Raw genomic sequence first — 15,698 nt, 5'->3', positions numbered from 1 at the left:
CTAGCAGTGTCCGGACGTCCGGCGCAACACTCGCCAGTCCGCCCTCCACCCTTCACGGGGGCGAGGGAGCGGAGCGGAAGGGAGCGAGGACCGCAGCGAAGGCCCAGCGGAGCGGGCTTCGCGAGGACCGGAGGTTCCTTCCGGCGCAGTGACCGACCCGGACAGAGCTCGGGTCACCCGGTCGGCGGCGTCCGGACGTCCGGCGCAGTGACCGACCCGGCGCAGTGACCGACCCGGCGCAGTGACGGATCGGCGCAGTGACCGACCCGGTCAGAGCTCGAGGACACTTCGCCAGTGGTACCCGGAGGTCCGATGCACCATCACTTCGCGAAGAAGAAGAACACGCCCAGGAGGATCAGCGCGAGGACGACGACGAGCACGATTCCCATCGTCACGAGCACCCGGACCTGCGTCTTGGCGTCCGGGCCGGCGGGACTCTGCATCGCGAACAGGTCCGTGCCCAGGCTTGGCGGCCTTCCCGGGACGCCGTCCCCGGGCTGGGGGGTCCCGGGGTGCGGGGCGGCCGGAGGCCCTGCCATGGGTGCCGGGCCGTTCCCGGCGAAGGCGGGGCCGGGCGGCGGGGGCGTCGCCGGTCCCCGGCCGGGGAGCCTCCCGGGAACCGTGGTGCTGTGCCTGTCCGCGGGGTCGGACACGGGCTCGCCCGCGGCACCGTTCTGTCGCCCGCCCGGAGGCGGTGAAGGGAGGCGGGGGCCGCCTGCGGGGCGGGGGACGACCATGGTGCGGTTCGCGTCGTCCTCGTCGTCTCCGGTCATGTTCCCTCCGGGGGATCGGGTGGCGGCCGCCGAGGCGGCCGGGGTGCTGCCGCGAGACTCCGCGGCGTGGGACCGGCCGGCCGAGCCGTTCCCGTCGGGGCGCGCCTTCGCGTCACCCCTGGGAGCCGGAGCAGGCGCGGGGGGCGGGGGTGGTGCGGGGGGCACCGCGGGAATGGAGCCCGTGGGGGTGTCGGCGATCACACGCAGTATCGCGGCGGCGCGCTCGGGTGTGAGGCGCGCGGTGTGGTCCTTCTCCAGCAGCCCGTCCAGGACCGGCCGCAGCGGCCCTGCCTGGGTGGGCGGGTCGGCCTTCTCCGTCATCAACGCGGCCAGCGTCTCGCGCACCGTCGAGCGCTCATAGGCCGGCCGTCCCTCCACGGCGAAGTACAGCGTCGCGCCGAGCGACCACAGGTCGGACTCGGGGCCGGTGTGGTCGCCCCGGGCCCGCTCCGGGGCGGTGTAGCCCGGCGAGCCGATCACCATGCCGGTCTGGGTGAGCGCGTGGTCGCCCAGCGCCTTGGCGATGCCGAAGTCGGTCAGCACCACTCTGCCCGTCTCGGTCAGCAGGACGTTCGCCGGCTTGACGTCACGGTGCAGGATGTCCTGGGCGTGGGCCGCGCGCAGCGCGCCGAGCAGGTCGTAGCCGATCTCCGCCACCAGACGCGGCGGCAGCGGCCCCTCCTCGTCGATCACCTGTTCGAGTGAGCGCCCCTCGACGAGCTCCATGATGATCCACGGGATGCCGTCGGACACGATCACGTCGTGGATGGTGGCGACGGACGGATGGCTGACGCGCGCCGCCATGCGGCCCTCGCGCATCATGCGTTCGCGCAGCTCCTGTCGTTGTCGGGGGCTGAGCGAGGGGTCCTGGCGAATCTCCTTGACCGCGATCTCCCGGCCCAGCGACCGGTCGTACGCCCGCCAGACGGTGCCCATGGTTCCCCGGCCGATGCGGTTGCGCAGCTCGTAGCGGTCGGCGAGCAGCCGCGGATGCTGTTCCGGCATATCTAGAAAGATAGCGATTCCGTCTTGTAAATCGCTTTCCGGTTACTTGATGAAGATTCTCGGCCAATACCGCCGCGGGAGTAGTATCTTGATCATCTTCGCCACGTGCCGCATCATGGGAATGCGGACGACGTGGTGGAGGGCGGGCTCCGGCGGCTTCCGGTGCAGGCCCTCGCTCGGCCGCCGGCGCTGGGACGGCACGGCCGGCATCTCCCGGTGGTGGTGCCCGGACCGCCCGGACTGGCCATACTGCGGGTGCGGGCCGGTCTGCGGGCCGCTGTACGGGCCGTATGAGCCACCGTGCGAGCTACCGTGCGAGCCGCCATATGGGCCGCCATACGAGCCGCTGTGCCGCAGCTGACCGGTCTGGCCGAACTGTCCATAGTGTCCGGGCTGCCCGGGCGGGCCGTACAGGTCGTACCGCCCCGAGGTGTACGGGTCGTGCGCCTGGGGCTGGCCGTATTCCACTGGCCGGTACGGCTGGCCGTACGGCCCCGGCTGCCGGTGGGGCCCGGAGTCGCGGTCGCGCGGGGTCACCTTGGGCGTGGGCCGCGACTCGGCCCGGTGCTGTCCCCGCTGGCTGCGCTGGGGCGGCTTGCGGGTGTCGGGCGCCGTTGGCTGCGGGGCGGTGGGCGGCGGCGTGGGCCGCCCGGCCCGGAACGGGGAGGCGAACGGGTCCTCGGCCGTGATTCCGGCGGCGATCCTGGACAGCGCGTGGGCCGCGCGGACGCTGTCGAGCCTGGCCGCGGGGTCGATCTGGAGCAGGCCGCGCAGGACCGGGGCGAGCGGCCCGGCCTTCTCCATGGGGATCGGAGCGCCGCTGGTCAGCGCCGCGAGCGCGGCCGCCGCCGTACGGCGCCCGTGCAGGCCGCGGCCCTCGACGGCGGTGTAGAGGGTCGCGCCCAGCGACCACAGGTCGGCGGCCGGGCTCGCCTTGTCACCGAGGACGCGTTCCGGGGCGATGTATCCGGCGGAGCCGAGGACGATTCCGGCCTGGGTGATGGAGGCGTCGCCCTCAAGGGCGGCCAGCCCGAAGTCGGTCAGCACCGCCCGGTCGTCGTCGGTCACCAGCACGTTGCTGGGCTTCACGTCCCTGTGCAGGATGCCCTTGGCGTGGACGGCCCGCAGCGCGCCGAGCACCTGCCGCCCGATGTCGGCCACCCGGCGCGGCGGCAGCGGGCCCTCCTGCCTGATCAGCTCTTCCAGGGAGCGCGCCTTCAGCAGCTCCATCACGATCCAGGGACGGTCGTCCTCGGTGATGACGTCGAAGACCGTGATGACCGAGGGGTGGGCGACCATCGCGGTCGCCCTGCCCTCGCGTTCGGTGCGCGCGCACAACTCCGCCCGCAGGTCCTCGTCCAGGACCAGGGGGAGCCGCACCTCCTTGACAGCCACCTCGCGGTCGAGCAGCTCGTCACGCGCGCGCCACACAGTGCCCATCCCGCCGCGCCCGACCGGCTCGATCAGCCGATAGCGCGCGGCTAGCAGGTATCCGGACGGCGCACGCATGGGTGGCAGCTTACCGATTTGTGCAGTGCGACCTGTAGAGACCATGCCGGGAAATTGTTGAGATCTTCTGTCAAAGATCCTGACAACCTCCCCGCAGGGTCGGCGCCTTCCGATGGTAAGGAGAACGGATGGAGCGGTCAGCCCGCGCAGATGGCGTAGATGTACATGTCGTGCCCTCCGGGGGGCACGTCATCGAACATGAGCTGCCGGCCGTTCAGGGAAGTGGACTCGCTGACCTGCAGATGCCCCACGTAGGTGTGCTCGGCCTTCTGGAGGTGTCCACCCCCGCCGACGACCTTGGTGTCCCCCGGGCAGGTGATGACATCGCCGATGCGGTTCTTGATCGTCTTGTTGACCTGCGTGAACTTCACATTCCTGGCCGGGCGGGCCCTGCTCACCCTTGGGGCCGCGCGCGCCGGCGTCGCCCTTGGGCCCCTTCGGCCCCTGCGGCCCCTGCAGAGCCGCCGATCACCACCCGGCTCTCGGTGGTCCGGCAGGTCGCCGACGCGTTGACGAGGCGGGCGTACCGAGGCGGAAACGCGTCGGCCGTGCCGGACCTCGAAGGACCGGCACGGCCGACGCCCGATGTCAGGACGGCATGCCCAGGAAGGTCCCCTTGCCGTCGCCGAGGGGCTGCCGCGGGTCGAAGAAGTCGTTGCCCTTGTCGTCGACGACGATGAAGGCCGGGAAGTCCACGACCTCGATCTTCCAGACCGCCTCCATGCCCAGCTCCGGATATTCCAGGACCTCGACCTTCTTGATGCAGTCCTGGGCCAGCCGGGCGGCCGGGCCGCCGATCGAGCCGAGGTAGAAGCCGCCGTGCTTCTGGCACGCCTCGGTGACCTGCTTGGACCGGTTGCCCTTGGCCAGCATCACCATCGAGCCGCCCGCCGCCTGGAAGCGCTCGACGTACGAGTCCATCCGCCCGGCCGTGGTGGGGCCGAAGGAGCCGGACGCGTAGCCCTCGGGGGTCTTGGCCGGCCCGGCGTAGTAGACGGCGTGGTCCTTCATGTACTGCGGCATGTCCTCGCCGGCGTCGAGCCGTTCGGCGATCTTCGCGTGGGCGATGTCGCGGGCCACGACGAGGGGGCCGGTGAGCGACAGCCGGGTCTTGACCGGATACTTGCTCAGCTCGGCGAGGATCTCCGGCATCGGGCGGTTGAGGTCGACGCTGACCACGTCGCCGCCGAGGTGCTCGTCGGTGGTGTCGGGCAGGAAGCGGGCGGGGTCGGTCTCCAACTGTTCGAGGAAGACGCCCTCCGGGGTGATCTTCGCCAGCGCCTGCCGGTCCGCGCTGCAGCTCACCGCGATGGCGACCGGGCAGGACGCGCCGTGCCTGGGCAGCCGGATGACCCGCACGTCGTGGCAGAAGTACTTGCCGCCGAACTGCGCGCCGATGCCCAGCTTCTGGGTCAGCTCGAAGACCTTCTTCTCCATCTCCAGGTCGCGGAAGCCGTGCCCGCTCGGCGAGCCCTCCGTGGGGATGGAGTCGAGGTAGCGGGCCGAGGCGTACTTCGCGGTCTTCAGGGCGTACTCCGCGCTGGTGCCGCCCACGACGATCGCCAGGTGGTACGGCGGGCAGGCGGCGGTGCCGAGCGAGCGGATCTTCTCCTCCAGGAAGGCGAGCATCCGCTTCTCGTTGAGCACCGCCTTGGTCTCCTGGTAGAGGAACGACTTGTTGGCCGAGCCGCCGCCCTTGGCCATGAACAGGAACTTGTACTCGTCCGGGTGGCCGTTCGGGTCCTCGGCGTACAGCTCGATCTGCGCCGGCAGGTTGGAGCCGGTGTTCTTCTCGTCCCACATCGTCAGCGGCGCCATCTGCGAGTAGCGCAGGTTGAGCCTGGTGTAGGCGTCGTACACGCCCCGGCTGAGGTGCTCGGCGTCGCGGCCGTCCGTCAGCACGTGCCGGCCGCGCTTGCCCATGACGATCGCGGTGCCGGTGTCCTGGCACATCGGCAGCACCCCGCCGGCCGAGATGCTCGCGTTCTTGAGCAGGTCGAGGGCGACGAAGCGGTCGTTCCCGCTCGACTCGGGGTCATCGACGATCTTGCGGAGCTGGGCCAGGTGGGACGCCCGCAGGTAGTGCGAGATGTCGTGGATCGCGGTCTCGGTGAGCAGCCGCAGGGCCTCCGGCTCGACCTCCAGGAACCTGCGCCCGGCCGCCTCGGTGACCCGCACCCCCTCGGTGGTGATCAGGCGGTACTCCGTCTCGTCCGGTCCAAGCGGGAGCAGGTCGGTGTAGTCGAACTCCGGCATCGTCCTCGGTTCCTCGTGGTCTGCCTGGTCGGGCGCGCCCGCCGCGCGGACCGCCCATGGTCTTTGCACAGCGTACGGCGCGCGGGCCGTGGTCATCATGCCCGGGCTATGAGTAGCTTTTGCATAAGTTCATACTGAATATTCGGCAATAAAGCGGGATAATTGAGACATAGAGCACAGGGGGGAGGGGTCATGAACGCCGAAGTATGGGTCATGGTCATCTTCGCGATCGGCATTCTCGTGGCCCTGGCGGTGTCGCTGCTCACGCTCGTGCTGCGGCAGGTCAAGGACGGCGACATCACGTGGTGGTCCCCTCGGACGCGAGTGGTGTCGCGCGACGAGCCGCGAAGGACCGAGCAGGCCGGCGAGGAGAAGGCGAGCGGAGCCCGAGGGCGATCCCGCTGATCACGAGGGCCGCCCCCGCCAGGTCGGCCGCGGAGGGGACGCCGATCCCCAGCAGGGCGGCCGTGGCGATCGCGCCGACGGGGATCATCCCGGCGAACAGCCCGGCCCGGTCCGCGCCGAGGCGGGGCAGCGATCGATACCACAGGAAGAACGCCACCGTCGTCACCACCAGGGCGAGGTAGGCGAGGCCGGCCGCCTCCGCGGCGGTCGGCGCGCGCAGCACGTGACGGCCGTCCAGGGCGACGCCGGCGACCAGCAGGAACGGCACCGCCAGCGCGGACGTCCAGGCCGACAGCCTGACAGGACCGATCAGCGGCAGCAGCGGCAGGGCCAGCAGCGAGAAGCAGAGCTCGCAGACCAGGGCGCCCAGGGACCACAGCAGTCCGGGCAGGTTCCCGCTGCCCGCGCCGGTCGCCAGCGAGGCTCCGGCGACCACCACCAGACCCGCGGCCACGACGCGCGGGGACGGCCGGGCGCCCGTGAAGATCGGGCCCACGAGGGCGAGCGCCAGCGGCACGGTGCCGAGGACGATGCCGGGCAGCGCGGGCCCGGCCGCACGGGTCGCCTCGACCACGCAGACGTTGAACAGCACGAGCCCCGTCAGCGACAGCGCGGCGAGCAGCCCCCACTGACGCGGCCCGAGCCGCACGAGTCCGTGGCCGCGCGCCCGGGCGACGGCGAGCAGGATTACGGCGGCCAGGGCGTAGCGGAGCGCCTGCCCCCCGTAGACCGGATAGTCCGCGATAACGCCGGAGACCGCCGCCAACGTCCCCACGAGGAACATCGCACCCGCCGCTCCGGCCACATGAGTGTTCATGTCAGGTGATGCTAGGAACGGATTGGTCCTGGTTCATGGTCCAATCGAGGGCCGTTAGAGTGGACCAATGGCCGATCTTCACCTCGTGGTCGACAGAGCCGCGGGCGGGCTCGCCGCGCAGATCGCTCGCGAGGTGCGCGAGGCCGTCCGGTCCGGGCGGCTCGTTCCCGGCGCCCGCCTGCCCGCCACCCGTGACCTCGCCCGCGATCTCGGCCTGTCGCGCGGCGTCGTGGTCGAGGCGTACGAGCAACTGGTGGCCGAGGGACTCCTCGAATCGAGAACGGGCGCGGGCACCAGGATCGCCGCGGGGGCCGGGCGGGGCGCCGCCCCCGGGCATCCCGCTGACGAGCGGGAGGGCCGGCCCCACTACGGCCATCGGCCCACGTCGCCCGACCTCGGCCTCTTTCCCCGGCAGGCATGGCTCGCCGCCGTCCGCCACGTGCTGGCCACGCTGCCCAACGACGCGCTCGACTACGGCGACCCCGGCGGTGTGCCGGCCCTGTGCCGCGAAGTCGCCGCGTACCTCGGCAGAGTGCGCGCGGCCGACGCGTCACCGGACGACGTCGTGGTCGTGACCGGGGTGGCCCAGGGGCTCAGCCTCGTCGTCCAGGCTCTGGTGCGGGACCGGGGGCGCGGGATCGTCCTGGCCGTCGAGGACCCGACGAGCGAGCGTCAGATACCGCTGCTCCGGCGGGCCGGGGCGCACACCGTCCCCGTGCCCGTCGACCGGGAGGGGATCGTCGTCGAGGCGCTGCCCGGCGACGCCGACGCCGTGCTGGTGACCCCTGCGCACCAGTACCCGACCGGCGTCGTCCTGTCCCCGGCCCGCCGAGCCGCGCTGATCGGCTGGGCGGCCCGCACGGGCGCGCTCGTGCTTGAGGACGACTACGACGCCGAGGTCCGCTTCGACCGCGACCCCGTCGGGTGCCTGCAGGGTCTCGCGCCCGACCGGGTCGTGCTCGCGGGGAGCGTGAGCAAGGCCCTCGCCCCGGGGCTGCGGCTCGGCTGGATCGCGGCGCCCCCGCGCGTCGCCCGTGCCGTACGGCTCGCGCGCGGGGAGCTGGATCTCGGCTCGCCGGTCATCGACCAGTACGCGCTCGCCCACCTCATCGCCGGTGGCGCGTACGACCGGCACCTGCGCCGGATGCGCCGGGAGTACCGGCGGCGCAGGGACGCCCTCGTCCGCGCCCTGGCCGAGCACCTGCCCTGGATCACCGTGCACGGCATCTCGGCGGGGCTGCACCTGTACGCCCAGCTGGACGGCGGGGCGGACGGCGGGGGCGACCTGTCCGGCCTGGCCGAGGCCGCCCGCGCCGCCGGCCTGTCCGCCGAGGTCGTGACACCGGCCCACGGTCCGCCGGGACTGGTGATCGGCTTCGCCCGCCTGCCCGCCCACCGCGTCACCGACGCCGTACGCGCCCTGGCGGGGAACGTCAGCAGGGATGTCAGGGGGTGACCGCGGTGGTCGTGGGGGCCGGCTCGGCCGTACGCGGCTGGAAACCGCGCGCGAGCAGGATGATGGCGGCGGCCAGGACGAGCGGCGCGGCGAAGGCGACGCGGAAGCCGGAGGCGTCGGCGAGGCCGCCGACGAGCGCGGCCCCGACGATGAATCCCACGTAGTTGAACATGTTGACCCGGGCGATCGCCACGCCTGTGCCCGCCGGGTCGAGGCGGCCGGCCGCGGAGAACGACTGCGGGGCGACGACGGACAGGCCGATCCCGGTGAGCGCGAAGCCCGCGATCGCCAGCGGCGCCGTCGGCGCCGCCACGATCGCGACGAAGCCCAGCGTCGCGACGGAGCCCCCGGCGCGCACGATGGCCGCCGGGCCCCACCTGCGCACCGCGAGGTCGCCGCCGACGCGCACCAGGAACGTGGTGAGCTGGTAGGCCCCCAGGGCCAGCGGGATCACGCTCGCGGAGGCGTGCATGACCTTGCCCATGAAGAGGGTGCCGAAGTTGGAGATCGACGAGTCGCCGACGTAGAGGAACGCCATCGCCAGGCAGAGGGGGATGATCGGGCGCCACGCGAGCCCGGCCGGCCTGGCGGCAGGCGTGTTCTCGTCACCCGTGTTCTCGTCAGCCGCGTTCTCGTCCCGGCCCGCGGAGGCGTGGTGCTCCTCCTCCGGCAGACAGAGCCAGAACGAGGAGAGGACGGCGAGGGCGGCGGCAGGGACGAGGGCGATCGCGAACGTGACGGGCAGGCTCAGGTGGAGCGTGGCCGACGCCGAGGCCCACAGCGCCCCGACGACCGCCGCCACGCTCCACAGCGCGTGGAACCCGGTGAGCACCGCCCGGCCGTACCGCCGTTCGACCGCGACGCCCTGCATGTTCATGCCCGCGTCCACCCCGCCGAGGCCGAGGCCGAACAGGACGTTGGCCGCCACCAGCATGGGGACGTTCGGGGCGAGGCCCGCGAGCACGACGGCGGCGCAGGCGAGCGGCTGCACCAGGCGCAGGATCGGGCGGCTGCCGAACCGGGACGCGGCGGCCCCCGCGAGCACGCTCCCGGCCCCGGCGATCAGCGGGACGACCAGGAGCAGGATGGTCAGCTCGCCGTCCGACAGGCCGTGCTTCTTCTGCAGTGCGTCCACATGGGTGAGCAGCGTGGCGAAGGTGAGGCCCTGGACGAAGAACACCGCGAACGTGGCGAGCCGCGCCTGCCGGTCGCGAGGAGTGGGCACAGAGTCCTGCGCCGGCACCGGGTCCCCTACTGGCATCGGGGCCTCCAGGAACATGAGGGGGGTTCAAGTTTTCGGCCAGCGTAGGAGCCGTCACCCGCCCGGTCAATGGGGTGCGCCGGTCAGGGCCGGCCGCCTGCCTCGCGTGCGGCCATCCAGGCGGCGATCTGGGCCCGGGAGGCGAAGCCGAGCTTGTCCAGGATGTGCTCGACGTGGCCCTCCACGGTGCGCTGCGAGATGACGAGGGCGGCGGCGATCTCCTTGTTGCTCCGTCCCTGGGCGATCAGCTCGGCGATCTCCCGCTCCCGCCGGGTGAGCGGGGACGGCTCGGCCCCGCAGGCCGCCGCCGCGCGGCGTCCGGGCCGCGTGGGCTCGCCCTCCGCCACCGCCTCGTCCGGCCCTGTACGCCCGCCCCCGGCCCGGTCGCCGAGCGCCTCCTCGATCGCCTCGTCCAGCGTCAGCCGGCTCCCCCTGCGGAGCTCGCGCTTCAAGGCCCTGTCGCCCATCCTGCTCTTGAGCGTGGCGACGCAGCGCTCGTGGACCTCGGTGTAGAACTTGACCCTGGACGGGGCCAGGCCCATCATGCGCCCGACCTCCTCGACGGCTCCGAACAGCCGGGCAGCCTCCGGGTCGCGCCCCTCGCCGACGAGGAGCCAGCCGAGCGTCTCCAGATTCGTGGCGATCTTCAGCCGGTCGCCGAAGTCGCGTCCGAGCATCAGACCCTCACGCGCGTGCGTGAACGCTCGCTCCGTGTCGCCGCACTGCCACAGGTGGATGGCGAAGGTCGTCAGGGCCCAGGCCTGGCCGGCGCTCTCCTCGTGGCTTCTGGTCAGCGCGACGCTCCGCTCGAACAGCTCTGTCGCTCGCTGCTTGTCGCCGAGGTTGCTCACCGCCGCCGCCAGCGTGAGCAGGGACATCAACGTACCGCTCACGTTCCCGGCGGCCTCGTGCCCGGCGACGGCGCGTTCCAGGAGCTCGACGGCGCTCCGGTAGTCGCCCCTGAACTGCGCCGCCATCCCGGAGACCAGGGAGGCGAGCCCCAGGACCTCCGCCTCGCCCAGCTCTTCGGCGAGCGCCCGGCCCTTGTCGAGAAGGGCCAGACTCGGCTCGGTGTCCCCCTGGATGAGCGCCATCAGGGCGTCGGCGAGCAGCGCACGTGCGCGCAGCGTGGTCGGTTCCGGGGCCGCCTCCAGCATCCGGTCGAGCCAGTGGCGTCCCTCGTTGTAGAAGGCGCCGGTTATCCAGTAGGGCTCGGTGAGCAGGGTCGCCATCCGCAGCCCGGCCTCCGCCTCGCACGGCTCCTGCAGGCAGAAGTCCATCGCCGCGCGCATGTTGGCCTGCTCCAGGCGCAGCCGGGACGACCACGAGATCTGGCACGGGCCGAACCAGTCGGCCGCGGCCTGCTCGGCCAGCCGTAGAAAGCGGTTCCGGTGCCGCCGCCGGAGCGACCGGCGTTCTGCCCCGCCGAGCCGCTTGCGGCCGAACTCACGCAGGGTGTCGAGCATGCGGTAGCGGACCGTGCCGGCGTGCTCCTCGCGCAGCAGCAGCGACTTGTCCAGCAGCGCGTCGAGCAGGTCGAGCACGTCGTCCCGTTCGATGCCGTCGCCGGTGCACACCGCCTCGACGGCGTCCAGGTCGAAGTGCGAGGGAAAGATCGACAACCGGGTCCACAGCCTGCGCTCGGCGTCGGGCAGCAACTGGAAGCTCCAGTCGACCAGCGCGTGCAGGGTCTGCTGCCGCGGCACCGCCGTACTGCTGCCCGCGGTGAGCAGCCGGTAGCGGTCGCGCAGGCGCTCGACGAGCGCGTTCACCGACAGGGCCCGCAGCCGCACCGCCGCGAGCTCGATGGCCAGGGGAATGCCGTCGAGCTGGCGGCACAGCTCGGCGACGGCCGCCTGGTTGTCCTCGGTGAGGGTGAAACCGGGCAGGACCGCCGCCGCGCGTTCCGTCAGCAGGTTGATCCCGTCGTACAACCCCAGGGACCTGCGGTCGAGCGGCCGGTCCGGCTCAGGGACGGGCAGCGGCGAGATCTTCATCTGGTGCTCGCCGGTGATGCCGAGCGACTGGCGGCTCGTCGCGAGGATGCGCAGCTCGGGGGCCGCGCGCAGGAGCCGGTCGGCGAGCACGGCGCAGGCATCACGCAGGTGCTCGCAGTTGTCCAGCACGAGCAGGGTCCGCTGCGAGGACAGCACCTGCTCCAGCGCGTCCACCGGGCAGGTCGCCGGCTCGTCCCGGACGCCCATGGTCGCCGCCACCGTGTCCGCCACGAGCGCCGGGTCGGTGACGGTGCTGAGGTCCACCAGCCAGACGCAGTCGAACGCGCGGCGCTGCTCCGCGGCCGCCCGCAGGGCCAGCCGGGTCTTGCCGACGCCGCCCACTCCCGTGAGGGTCACCAGACGCGACGCCGAAAGCAGCCGCCTGATCTCGGCCAGCTCACGCCTCCGGCCGACGAAACTCGTCAGGTCGGCCGGAAGGTTGCCGACCTGCCGTGCCACCGCCCCCGCGACCACCTCATCACGCTAAGCGGCCACGAAGTCCCCGGTCAATCTCGGGGTTGACCTCGGGCGCCGCGTCGCATGGTGACCGCCGCGCGGGAACCGCTTACTCTCGAAGGTGTGAGCAGCAGCGAGTCCTCAGCCGTGAAGTGGATCTCCGCCTTCCTCTCGCCCCGCACCCCGGACACGCCGGACCCCTCCCTGCTGCGGGCCTCCGACGCCGATCGGGAGCGGATCGTCGCGGTGCTCACGGACGCGGTCACCGACGGGCGGCTCACGCCGCTGGAGCACGAGGAACGGGTGGAGCGCGTCTGGGCCGCGCGTACTCTCGGCGAGCTGGCCGAGCTGACCGTGGACCTGCTGCCGCCGGAGAGCCAGCCGTTCCGGGTGGACAGCCGTCCCGTCACCGCCTTCTTCCGTACGGAGACCCGCGGCGGCCGGTGGGTCGTGCCCTCCCAGGTGCCGGTGACGTCCCTGGGCGGCACGGTAACGATGGACCTGTGCGAGGCGCTGCTCCAGTCGCGGCACGTGGTGGTGCAGCTCGCCGTCATGGCCGGCACGGTCAACTTGACGGTCCCCGAGGGCGTGCGGATCGTGACCGCCCCGGACGCCCGCGTCCGGTCGCTCAGGAACGAGGTGCGGCTCCCGCCGGGCGCGACCGGCTTCGCGCCGGACGCGCCCGTGATCGAGCTCGCAGGGTTCGTCTTCGGCGGCAGGGTCGTCGCCCGTTCGCCGAAGCGCCCGCGCCGCCGCCTGTTCGGACGCTAGACTGCCGTGTCGAAGTTGATGGCGCTGTAGGCGCCGAGCTTCCAGAGCTGGTGCTCGCTCTCGATCTTGCGGATCGTGCCCGACCGTCCCCGCATGACGAGGGAGTGCGTCACCGCCGCGCCGCCCTGGAACCGCACGCCGTGCATCAGCTCACCGTCGGTGATCCCGGTCGCGGCGAAGAACACGTCGTCGGAGCGTACGAGGTCGTCGGTGGTGAGCACCTGACCGAGGTCGAGCCCGGCGTCGAGGGCCCTGCGGCGCTCCTCCTCGTCGCGCGGCCACAGCTTGCCCTGGATGACGCCGCCCATGCACTTGAGCGCGCAGGCGGCGACGATGCCCTCGGGCGTGCCGCCGATGCCGAGCATCAGGTCGACACCGGTGCCGTTGCGCGCCGCCATGATCGCGCCGGCCACGTCGCCGTCGGTGATGAAACGGATCCGGGCGCCGGTCTCGCGGATCTCCTTGACGATCCGCTCGTGCCGGGGCCGGTCCAGGATCACCACGGTGACGTCGGACGGCTTGGCGCCCTTGGCCCGCGCCACGGCGCGGATGTTGTCGGCCACCGGGGCGTCGATGTCCACGTGCTCGGCCGCCTGCGGGCCGGTGACGAGCTTCTCCATGTAGAAGACCGCGGACGGGTCGTACATCGAGCCGCGCTCGCTGACCGCGATCACGGAGATCGCGTTGTTCATGCCGAGCGCGCACAGCCGGGTGCCGTCGATCGGGTCCACGGCGACGTCGCACTCGGGGCCCGTCCCGTCGCCGACCTCCTCGCCGTTGTACAGCATCGGGGCGTTGTCCTTCTCGCCCTCGCCGATCACCACGGCGCCCTTCATCGAGACCGTGTTGATCAGTTGGCGCATGGCGTTCACGGCGGCGCCGTCCGCCCCGTTCTTGTCGCCGCGGCCCACCCAGCGCGCGGCCGCCATCGCCGCCGCCTCGGTCACCCTGACCAGTTCCAGAGCCAGGTTGCGGTCGGGTGCGCGTTCCCCCGTCGCCAGAGCGGCCGGTACGTGATCAGCCATTGATCCCCTTATAGGTAGGTGCCGTTCCAGCGATCGTAGTTCGCGTAGCCGTCCTTGTCCGATTGGTCTGAACCTGTTGGGCCAGGTAGGAGGCCATTTGCGGTCGCCGACCCCCGGAACGGACGGGTCGGAGATATCGTCGCCGCATGAGCGGCGACACCGAACGACCAGTGACGATGCGCACGTCGGAGCGCGGCGCGGCGACCCGGGGAGCACTCCTGGACGCCGCGAAGGAGACGTTCATCACGAGCGGCTTCGCCGAGGCGGGCGTCACCGACGTAGTGGCCAGGGCCGGCGCCAGCGTCGGCAGCCTGTACCACCACTTCTCCGGCAAGGCGGACCTCTACCTGACGCTGTTCGAGGAGTTCCAGAAGCGGCAGACCCAGCGCACCCGGCAGGCCGTGCAGGAGGCCCGGGCGGCCGGGGAGACCGACCCGATGCCCCAGTTCCTCGCCGCCGCGCGGGCCTACCTGGAGGGCTGCCTCGCCGAACGCGACCTCGCCGCGCTCTTCCTGCGCGGCGACGCCCCGCCCGGGTTCGAGGTCATCATGCGCGACCGCCTCCGGCAGTGGGCCAGGCGTACCGCGGCGCTGTTCGAGCACGAAGACGCCCTGGTCGTCGTCGTCACCGGCGCCCTGGCGGCCGTCGTGCAGGAGGTGACGCTGTCCGACGACCCGGAGACGGCCCGGAGGATGGCCGAGGACGCTCTTCGCATCATCGGCGATATTCGGCACCCGTGACGGCCGGTACGGCCACCGCCGACTCCACCGACTAATCTCGCATTACGTGGGACGATTCACCCAGGGACTGTACGGCTACGCGTTCGCGCTCTTGGTCTGCCTCGCCGGCATCGGAGTGTTCCTGCTCATCACGCCGCAGAGCCGCACCGAGCACATCCCGCGGGTGGACTTCTCGATCGACCGGGCCAACGCGGCGCGCACGGCGCAGTACGAGATCGTCGCCCCGAGCGAGGTGCTGCCCAACTGGGTGCCGAACAGTTCCTCTGTGACCCAGAAGAACGGCGCCGTGACGTGGCGGCTGGGATTCGCCACCGCCAAGCGGCAGCACGCCATGCTCGCCCAGAGCGACGAGAGGCCGGTCACGGACTTCGTCAACCGCATGGCCAACACCGACAAGCCCGGTGGGAGCCGCCAGATCGACGGCGTGACCTGGGAGGAGCGGTTCCGCCAGGACAAGAACCAGCGGACGCTGGTCCGCGTCTTCCCCGATCACGCGGTGGTCGTCACCGGAACGGCCGACTGGGACGAGCTGACCGCCCTCGTCCGGACCCTCGCCCCTCAGGCCAAGCCCTCTCCGGTGCCGTCAGCGGGCTGAACCCGGATCCCGGCTCACCGTCGCCGGGGGAACGCAGCCGTGCACGATGACCTCGACCGTGTTCCGTACGACGTCCCTGCTGACGTGCTCCGGTGGCGCGCTGACCAAGGTGAACAGCGCACCCCCGTAGAGCGCGATCATGGCGGGAACCTTCTCGCGTGGAATGCCGAGGCCGAGTTCGTCGTGGTGCGCGGCGGTGACCAGCGATGCCGTGTCCTGCAGGCCCGAGAGAGCCGAGGCGAGCGCCGGCCGGCGCGCGGCCTCCAGTTGCAGTTCGAAGATCGCCAGATAGCGGTTACGCAGCGTGGTCGCCGCTGTGAGCAACGATTCCGTCAGCAGGTCGACCAGCGTCGCGGGCTGCTTGACGGCCCGGTCGGTGTCCGCGTGATGCAACTCGGCGATGCGCTCCGCGGCGGCCATCAGCAGCGCTTCCCGGGTGCGGAAGTAGTTGGAAGCCGTTCCCGGCGGGAGGTCCGCCGCTTTCTCCACCGCCCGGTGGGTCAGGCCGTGCACCCCCGACGACGCCAGCAGTTCGATGGCGGCATCGGCCAGAGCTTGGCGACGGGCCGGATTAGTGCGCGGCATGGACAGATGCTACCAATAGCCGTACTAGTACGACCGTAGTGAATGAG

The 15,698-nt window shown here is 71.9% G+C and carries 13 protein-coding genes; 4 read left to right on the top strand and 9 right to left on the bottom strand.

Features of this window, described 5'->3' with window-relative positions; all coding sequences use genetic code 11:
- Positions 1-320 precede the first annotated feature (320 nt).
- The 5 genes from ABZ857_RS15510 to ABZ857_RS15490 form a co-directional block, all read right to left on the bottom strand.
- Positions 321-1,778 (bottom strand): serine/threonine-protein kinase, encoded by a 1,458-nt coding sequence (locus ABZ857_RS15510; RefSeq protein ID WP_357043271.1) that lies wholly within the window; start codon positions 1,776-1,778, stop codon positions 321-323.
- A 42-nt stretch (positions 1,779-1,820) separates the two neighbouring features.
- Positions 1,821-3,287 carry a serine/threonine-protein kinase gene (locus tag ABZ857_RS15505; RefSeq protein WP_357043269.1) on the bottom strand — a complete coding sequence of 489 codons (1,467 nt, stop codon included), beginning with the start codon at positions 3,285-3,287 and terminating at the stop codon, positions 1,821-1,823.
- A 137-nt stretch (positions 3,288-3,424) separates the two neighbouring features.
- Positions 3,425-3,658 carry a hypothetical protein gene (locus ABZ857_RS15500; RefSeq protein WP_357043267.1) on the bottom strand — a complete coding sequence of 78 codons (234 nt, stop codon included), beginning with the start codon at positions 3,656-3,658 and terminating at the stop codon, positions 3,425-3,427.
- Between the two features lie 217 nt (positions 3,659-3,875).
- Positions 3,876-5,543, bottom strand: a complete 1,668-nt coding sequence (locus tag ABZ857_RS15495) for a fumarate hydratase (protein ID WP_357043607.1) — start codon at positions 5,541-5,543, stop codon at positions 3,876-3,878.
- Between the two features lie 298 nt (positions 5,544-5,841).
- Positions 5,842-6,765 (bottom strand): DMT family transporter, encoded by a 924-nt coding sequence (locus ABZ857_RS15490; RefSeq protein ID WP_357043265.1) that lies wholly within the window; start codon positions 6,763-6,765, stop codon positions 5,842-5,844.
- Positions 6,766-6,832: 67 nt separating this feature from the next.
- Between ABZ857_RS15490 and ABZ857_RS15485 the strand changes: the two genes are divergently transcribed.
- The gene (locus ABZ857_RS15485; protein ID WP_357043263.1) at positions 6,833-8,221 is read left to right on the top strand and encodes a PLP-dependent aminotransferase family protein; all 1,389 of its coding nucleotides are present in this window, start codon (positions 6,833-6,835) and stop codon (positions 8,219-8,221) included.
- On the opposite strand, the gene ABZ857_RS15480 is transcribed toward ABZ857_RS15485, so the two are convergent.
- The gene (locus tag ABZ857_RS15480) at positions 8,211-9,482 is read right to left on the bottom strand and encodes an MFS transporter (protein WP_357043261.1); all 1,272 of its coding nucleotides are present in this window, start codon (positions 9,480-9,482) and stop codon (positions 8,211-8,213) included. The two genes, ABZ857_RS15485 and ABZ857_RS15480, sit on opposite strands and share 11 nt — an antisense overlap.
- Before the next feature lie 83 nt (positions 9,483-9,565).
- Positions 9,566-11,953, bottom strand: coding sequence for a LuxR C-terminal-related transcriptional regulator (locus tag ABZ857_RS15475; protein ID WP_357043259.1), 2,388 nt, complete (start codon positions 11,951-11,953; stop codon positions 9,566-9,568).
- A 105-nt stretch (positions 11,954-12,058) separates the two neighbouring features.
- Between ABZ857_RS15475 and ABZ857_RS15470 the strand changes: the two genes are divergently transcribed.
- Positions 12,059-12,706 carry a DUF1707 domain-containing protein gene (locus ABZ857_RS15470; RefSeq protein ID WP_357043257.1) on the top strand — a complete coding sequence of 216 codons (648 nt, stop codon included), beginning with the start codon at positions 12,059-12,061 and terminating at the stop codon, positions 12,704-12,706.
- On the opposite strand, the gene glpX is transcribed toward ABZ857_RS15470, so the two are convergent.
- Positions 12,703-13,731: a class II fructose-bisphosphatase gene (gene glpX, locus ABZ857_RS15465; protein WP_357043255.1), complete on the bottom strand. Its 1,029-nt coding sequence runs from the start codon at positions 13,729-13,731 to the stop codon at positions 12,703-12,705. The two genes, ABZ857_RS15470 and glpX, sit on opposite strands and share 4 nt — an antisense overlap.
- 146 nt (positions 13,732-13,877) lie before the next feature.
- On the opposite strand from glpX, the gene ABZ857_RS15460 reads away from it, so the two are divergent.
- Positions 13,878-14,471 (top strand): TetR/AcrR family transcriptional regulator, encoded by a 594-nt coding sequence (locus tag ABZ857_RS15460; RefSeq protein WP_357043253.1) that lies wholly within the window; start codon positions 13,878-13,880, stop codon positions 14,469-14,471.
- A 46-nt stretch (positions 14,472-14,517) separates the two neighbouring features.
- The gene (locus tag ABZ857_RS15455; protein ID WP_357043251.1) at positions 14,518-15,066 is read left to right on the top strand and encodes a DUF4245 domain-containing protein; all 549 of its coding nucleotides are present in this window, start codon (positions 14,518-14,520) and stop codon (positions 15,064-15,066) included.
- On the opposite strand, the gene ABZ857_RS15450 is transcribed toward ABZ857_RS15455, so the two are convergent.
- Positions 15,055-15,651: a TetR family transcriptional regulator gene (locus ABZ857_RS15450; protein ID WP_357043249.1), complete on the bottom strand. Its 597-nt coding sequence runs from the start codon at positions 15,649-15,651 to the stop codon at positions 15,055-15,057. The genes ABZ857_RS15455 and ABZ857_RS15450 overlap by 12 nt on opposite strands.
- Positions 15,652-15,698: the final 47 nt, after the last annotated feature.

The sequence above is a fragment of the Microbispora sp. NPDC046933 genome (assembly GCF_040644635.1).
Lineage (GTDB): Bacteria > Actinomycetota > Actinomycetes > Streptosporangiales > Streptosporangiaceae > Microbispora.
This window is presented reverse-complemented; position numbering and strand designations above follow the sequence as displayed.

Bases quoted from the DNA above. Each gene is read 5' to 3' on its own strand.
- ABZ857_RS15510 (WP_357043271.1), bottom strand. From the start codon at position 1,778: ATGCCGGAACAGCATCCGCGGCTGCTCGCCGACCGCTACGAGCTGCGC.
- ABZ857_RS15505 (WP_357043269.1), bottom strand. From the start codon at position 3,287: ATGCGTGCGCCGTCCGGATACCTGCTAGCCGCGCGCTATCGGCTGATC.
- ABZ857_RS15495 (WP_357043607.1), bottom strand. From the start codon at position 5,543: ATGCCGGAGTTCGACTACACCGACCTGCTCCCGCTTGGACCGGACGAG.
- ABZ857_RS15490 (WP_357043265.1), bottom strand. From the start codon at position 6,765: ATGAACACTCATGTGGCCGGAGCGGCGGGTGCGATGTTCCTCGTGGGG.
- ABZ857_RS15485 (WP_357043263.1), top strand. From the start codon at position 6,833: ATGGCCGATCTTCACCTCGTGGTCGACAGAGCCGCGGGCGGGCTCGCC.
- ABZ857_RS15480 (WP_357043261.1), bottom strand. From the start codon at position 9,482: ATGCCAGTAGGGGACCCGGTGCCGGCGCAGGACTCTGTGCCCACTCCT.
- glpX (WP_357043255.1), bottom strand. From the start codon at position 13,731: ATGGCTGATCACGTACCGGCCGCTCTGGCGACGGGGGAACGCGCACCC.
- ABZ857_RS15460 (WP_357043253.1), top strand. From the start codon at position 13,878: ATGAGCGGCGACACCGAACGACCAGTGACGATGCGCACGTCGGAGCGC.
- ABZ857_RS15450 (WP_357043249.1), bottom strand. From the start codon at position 15,651: ATGCCGCGCACTAATCCGGCCCGTCGCCAAGCTCTGGCCGATGCCGCC.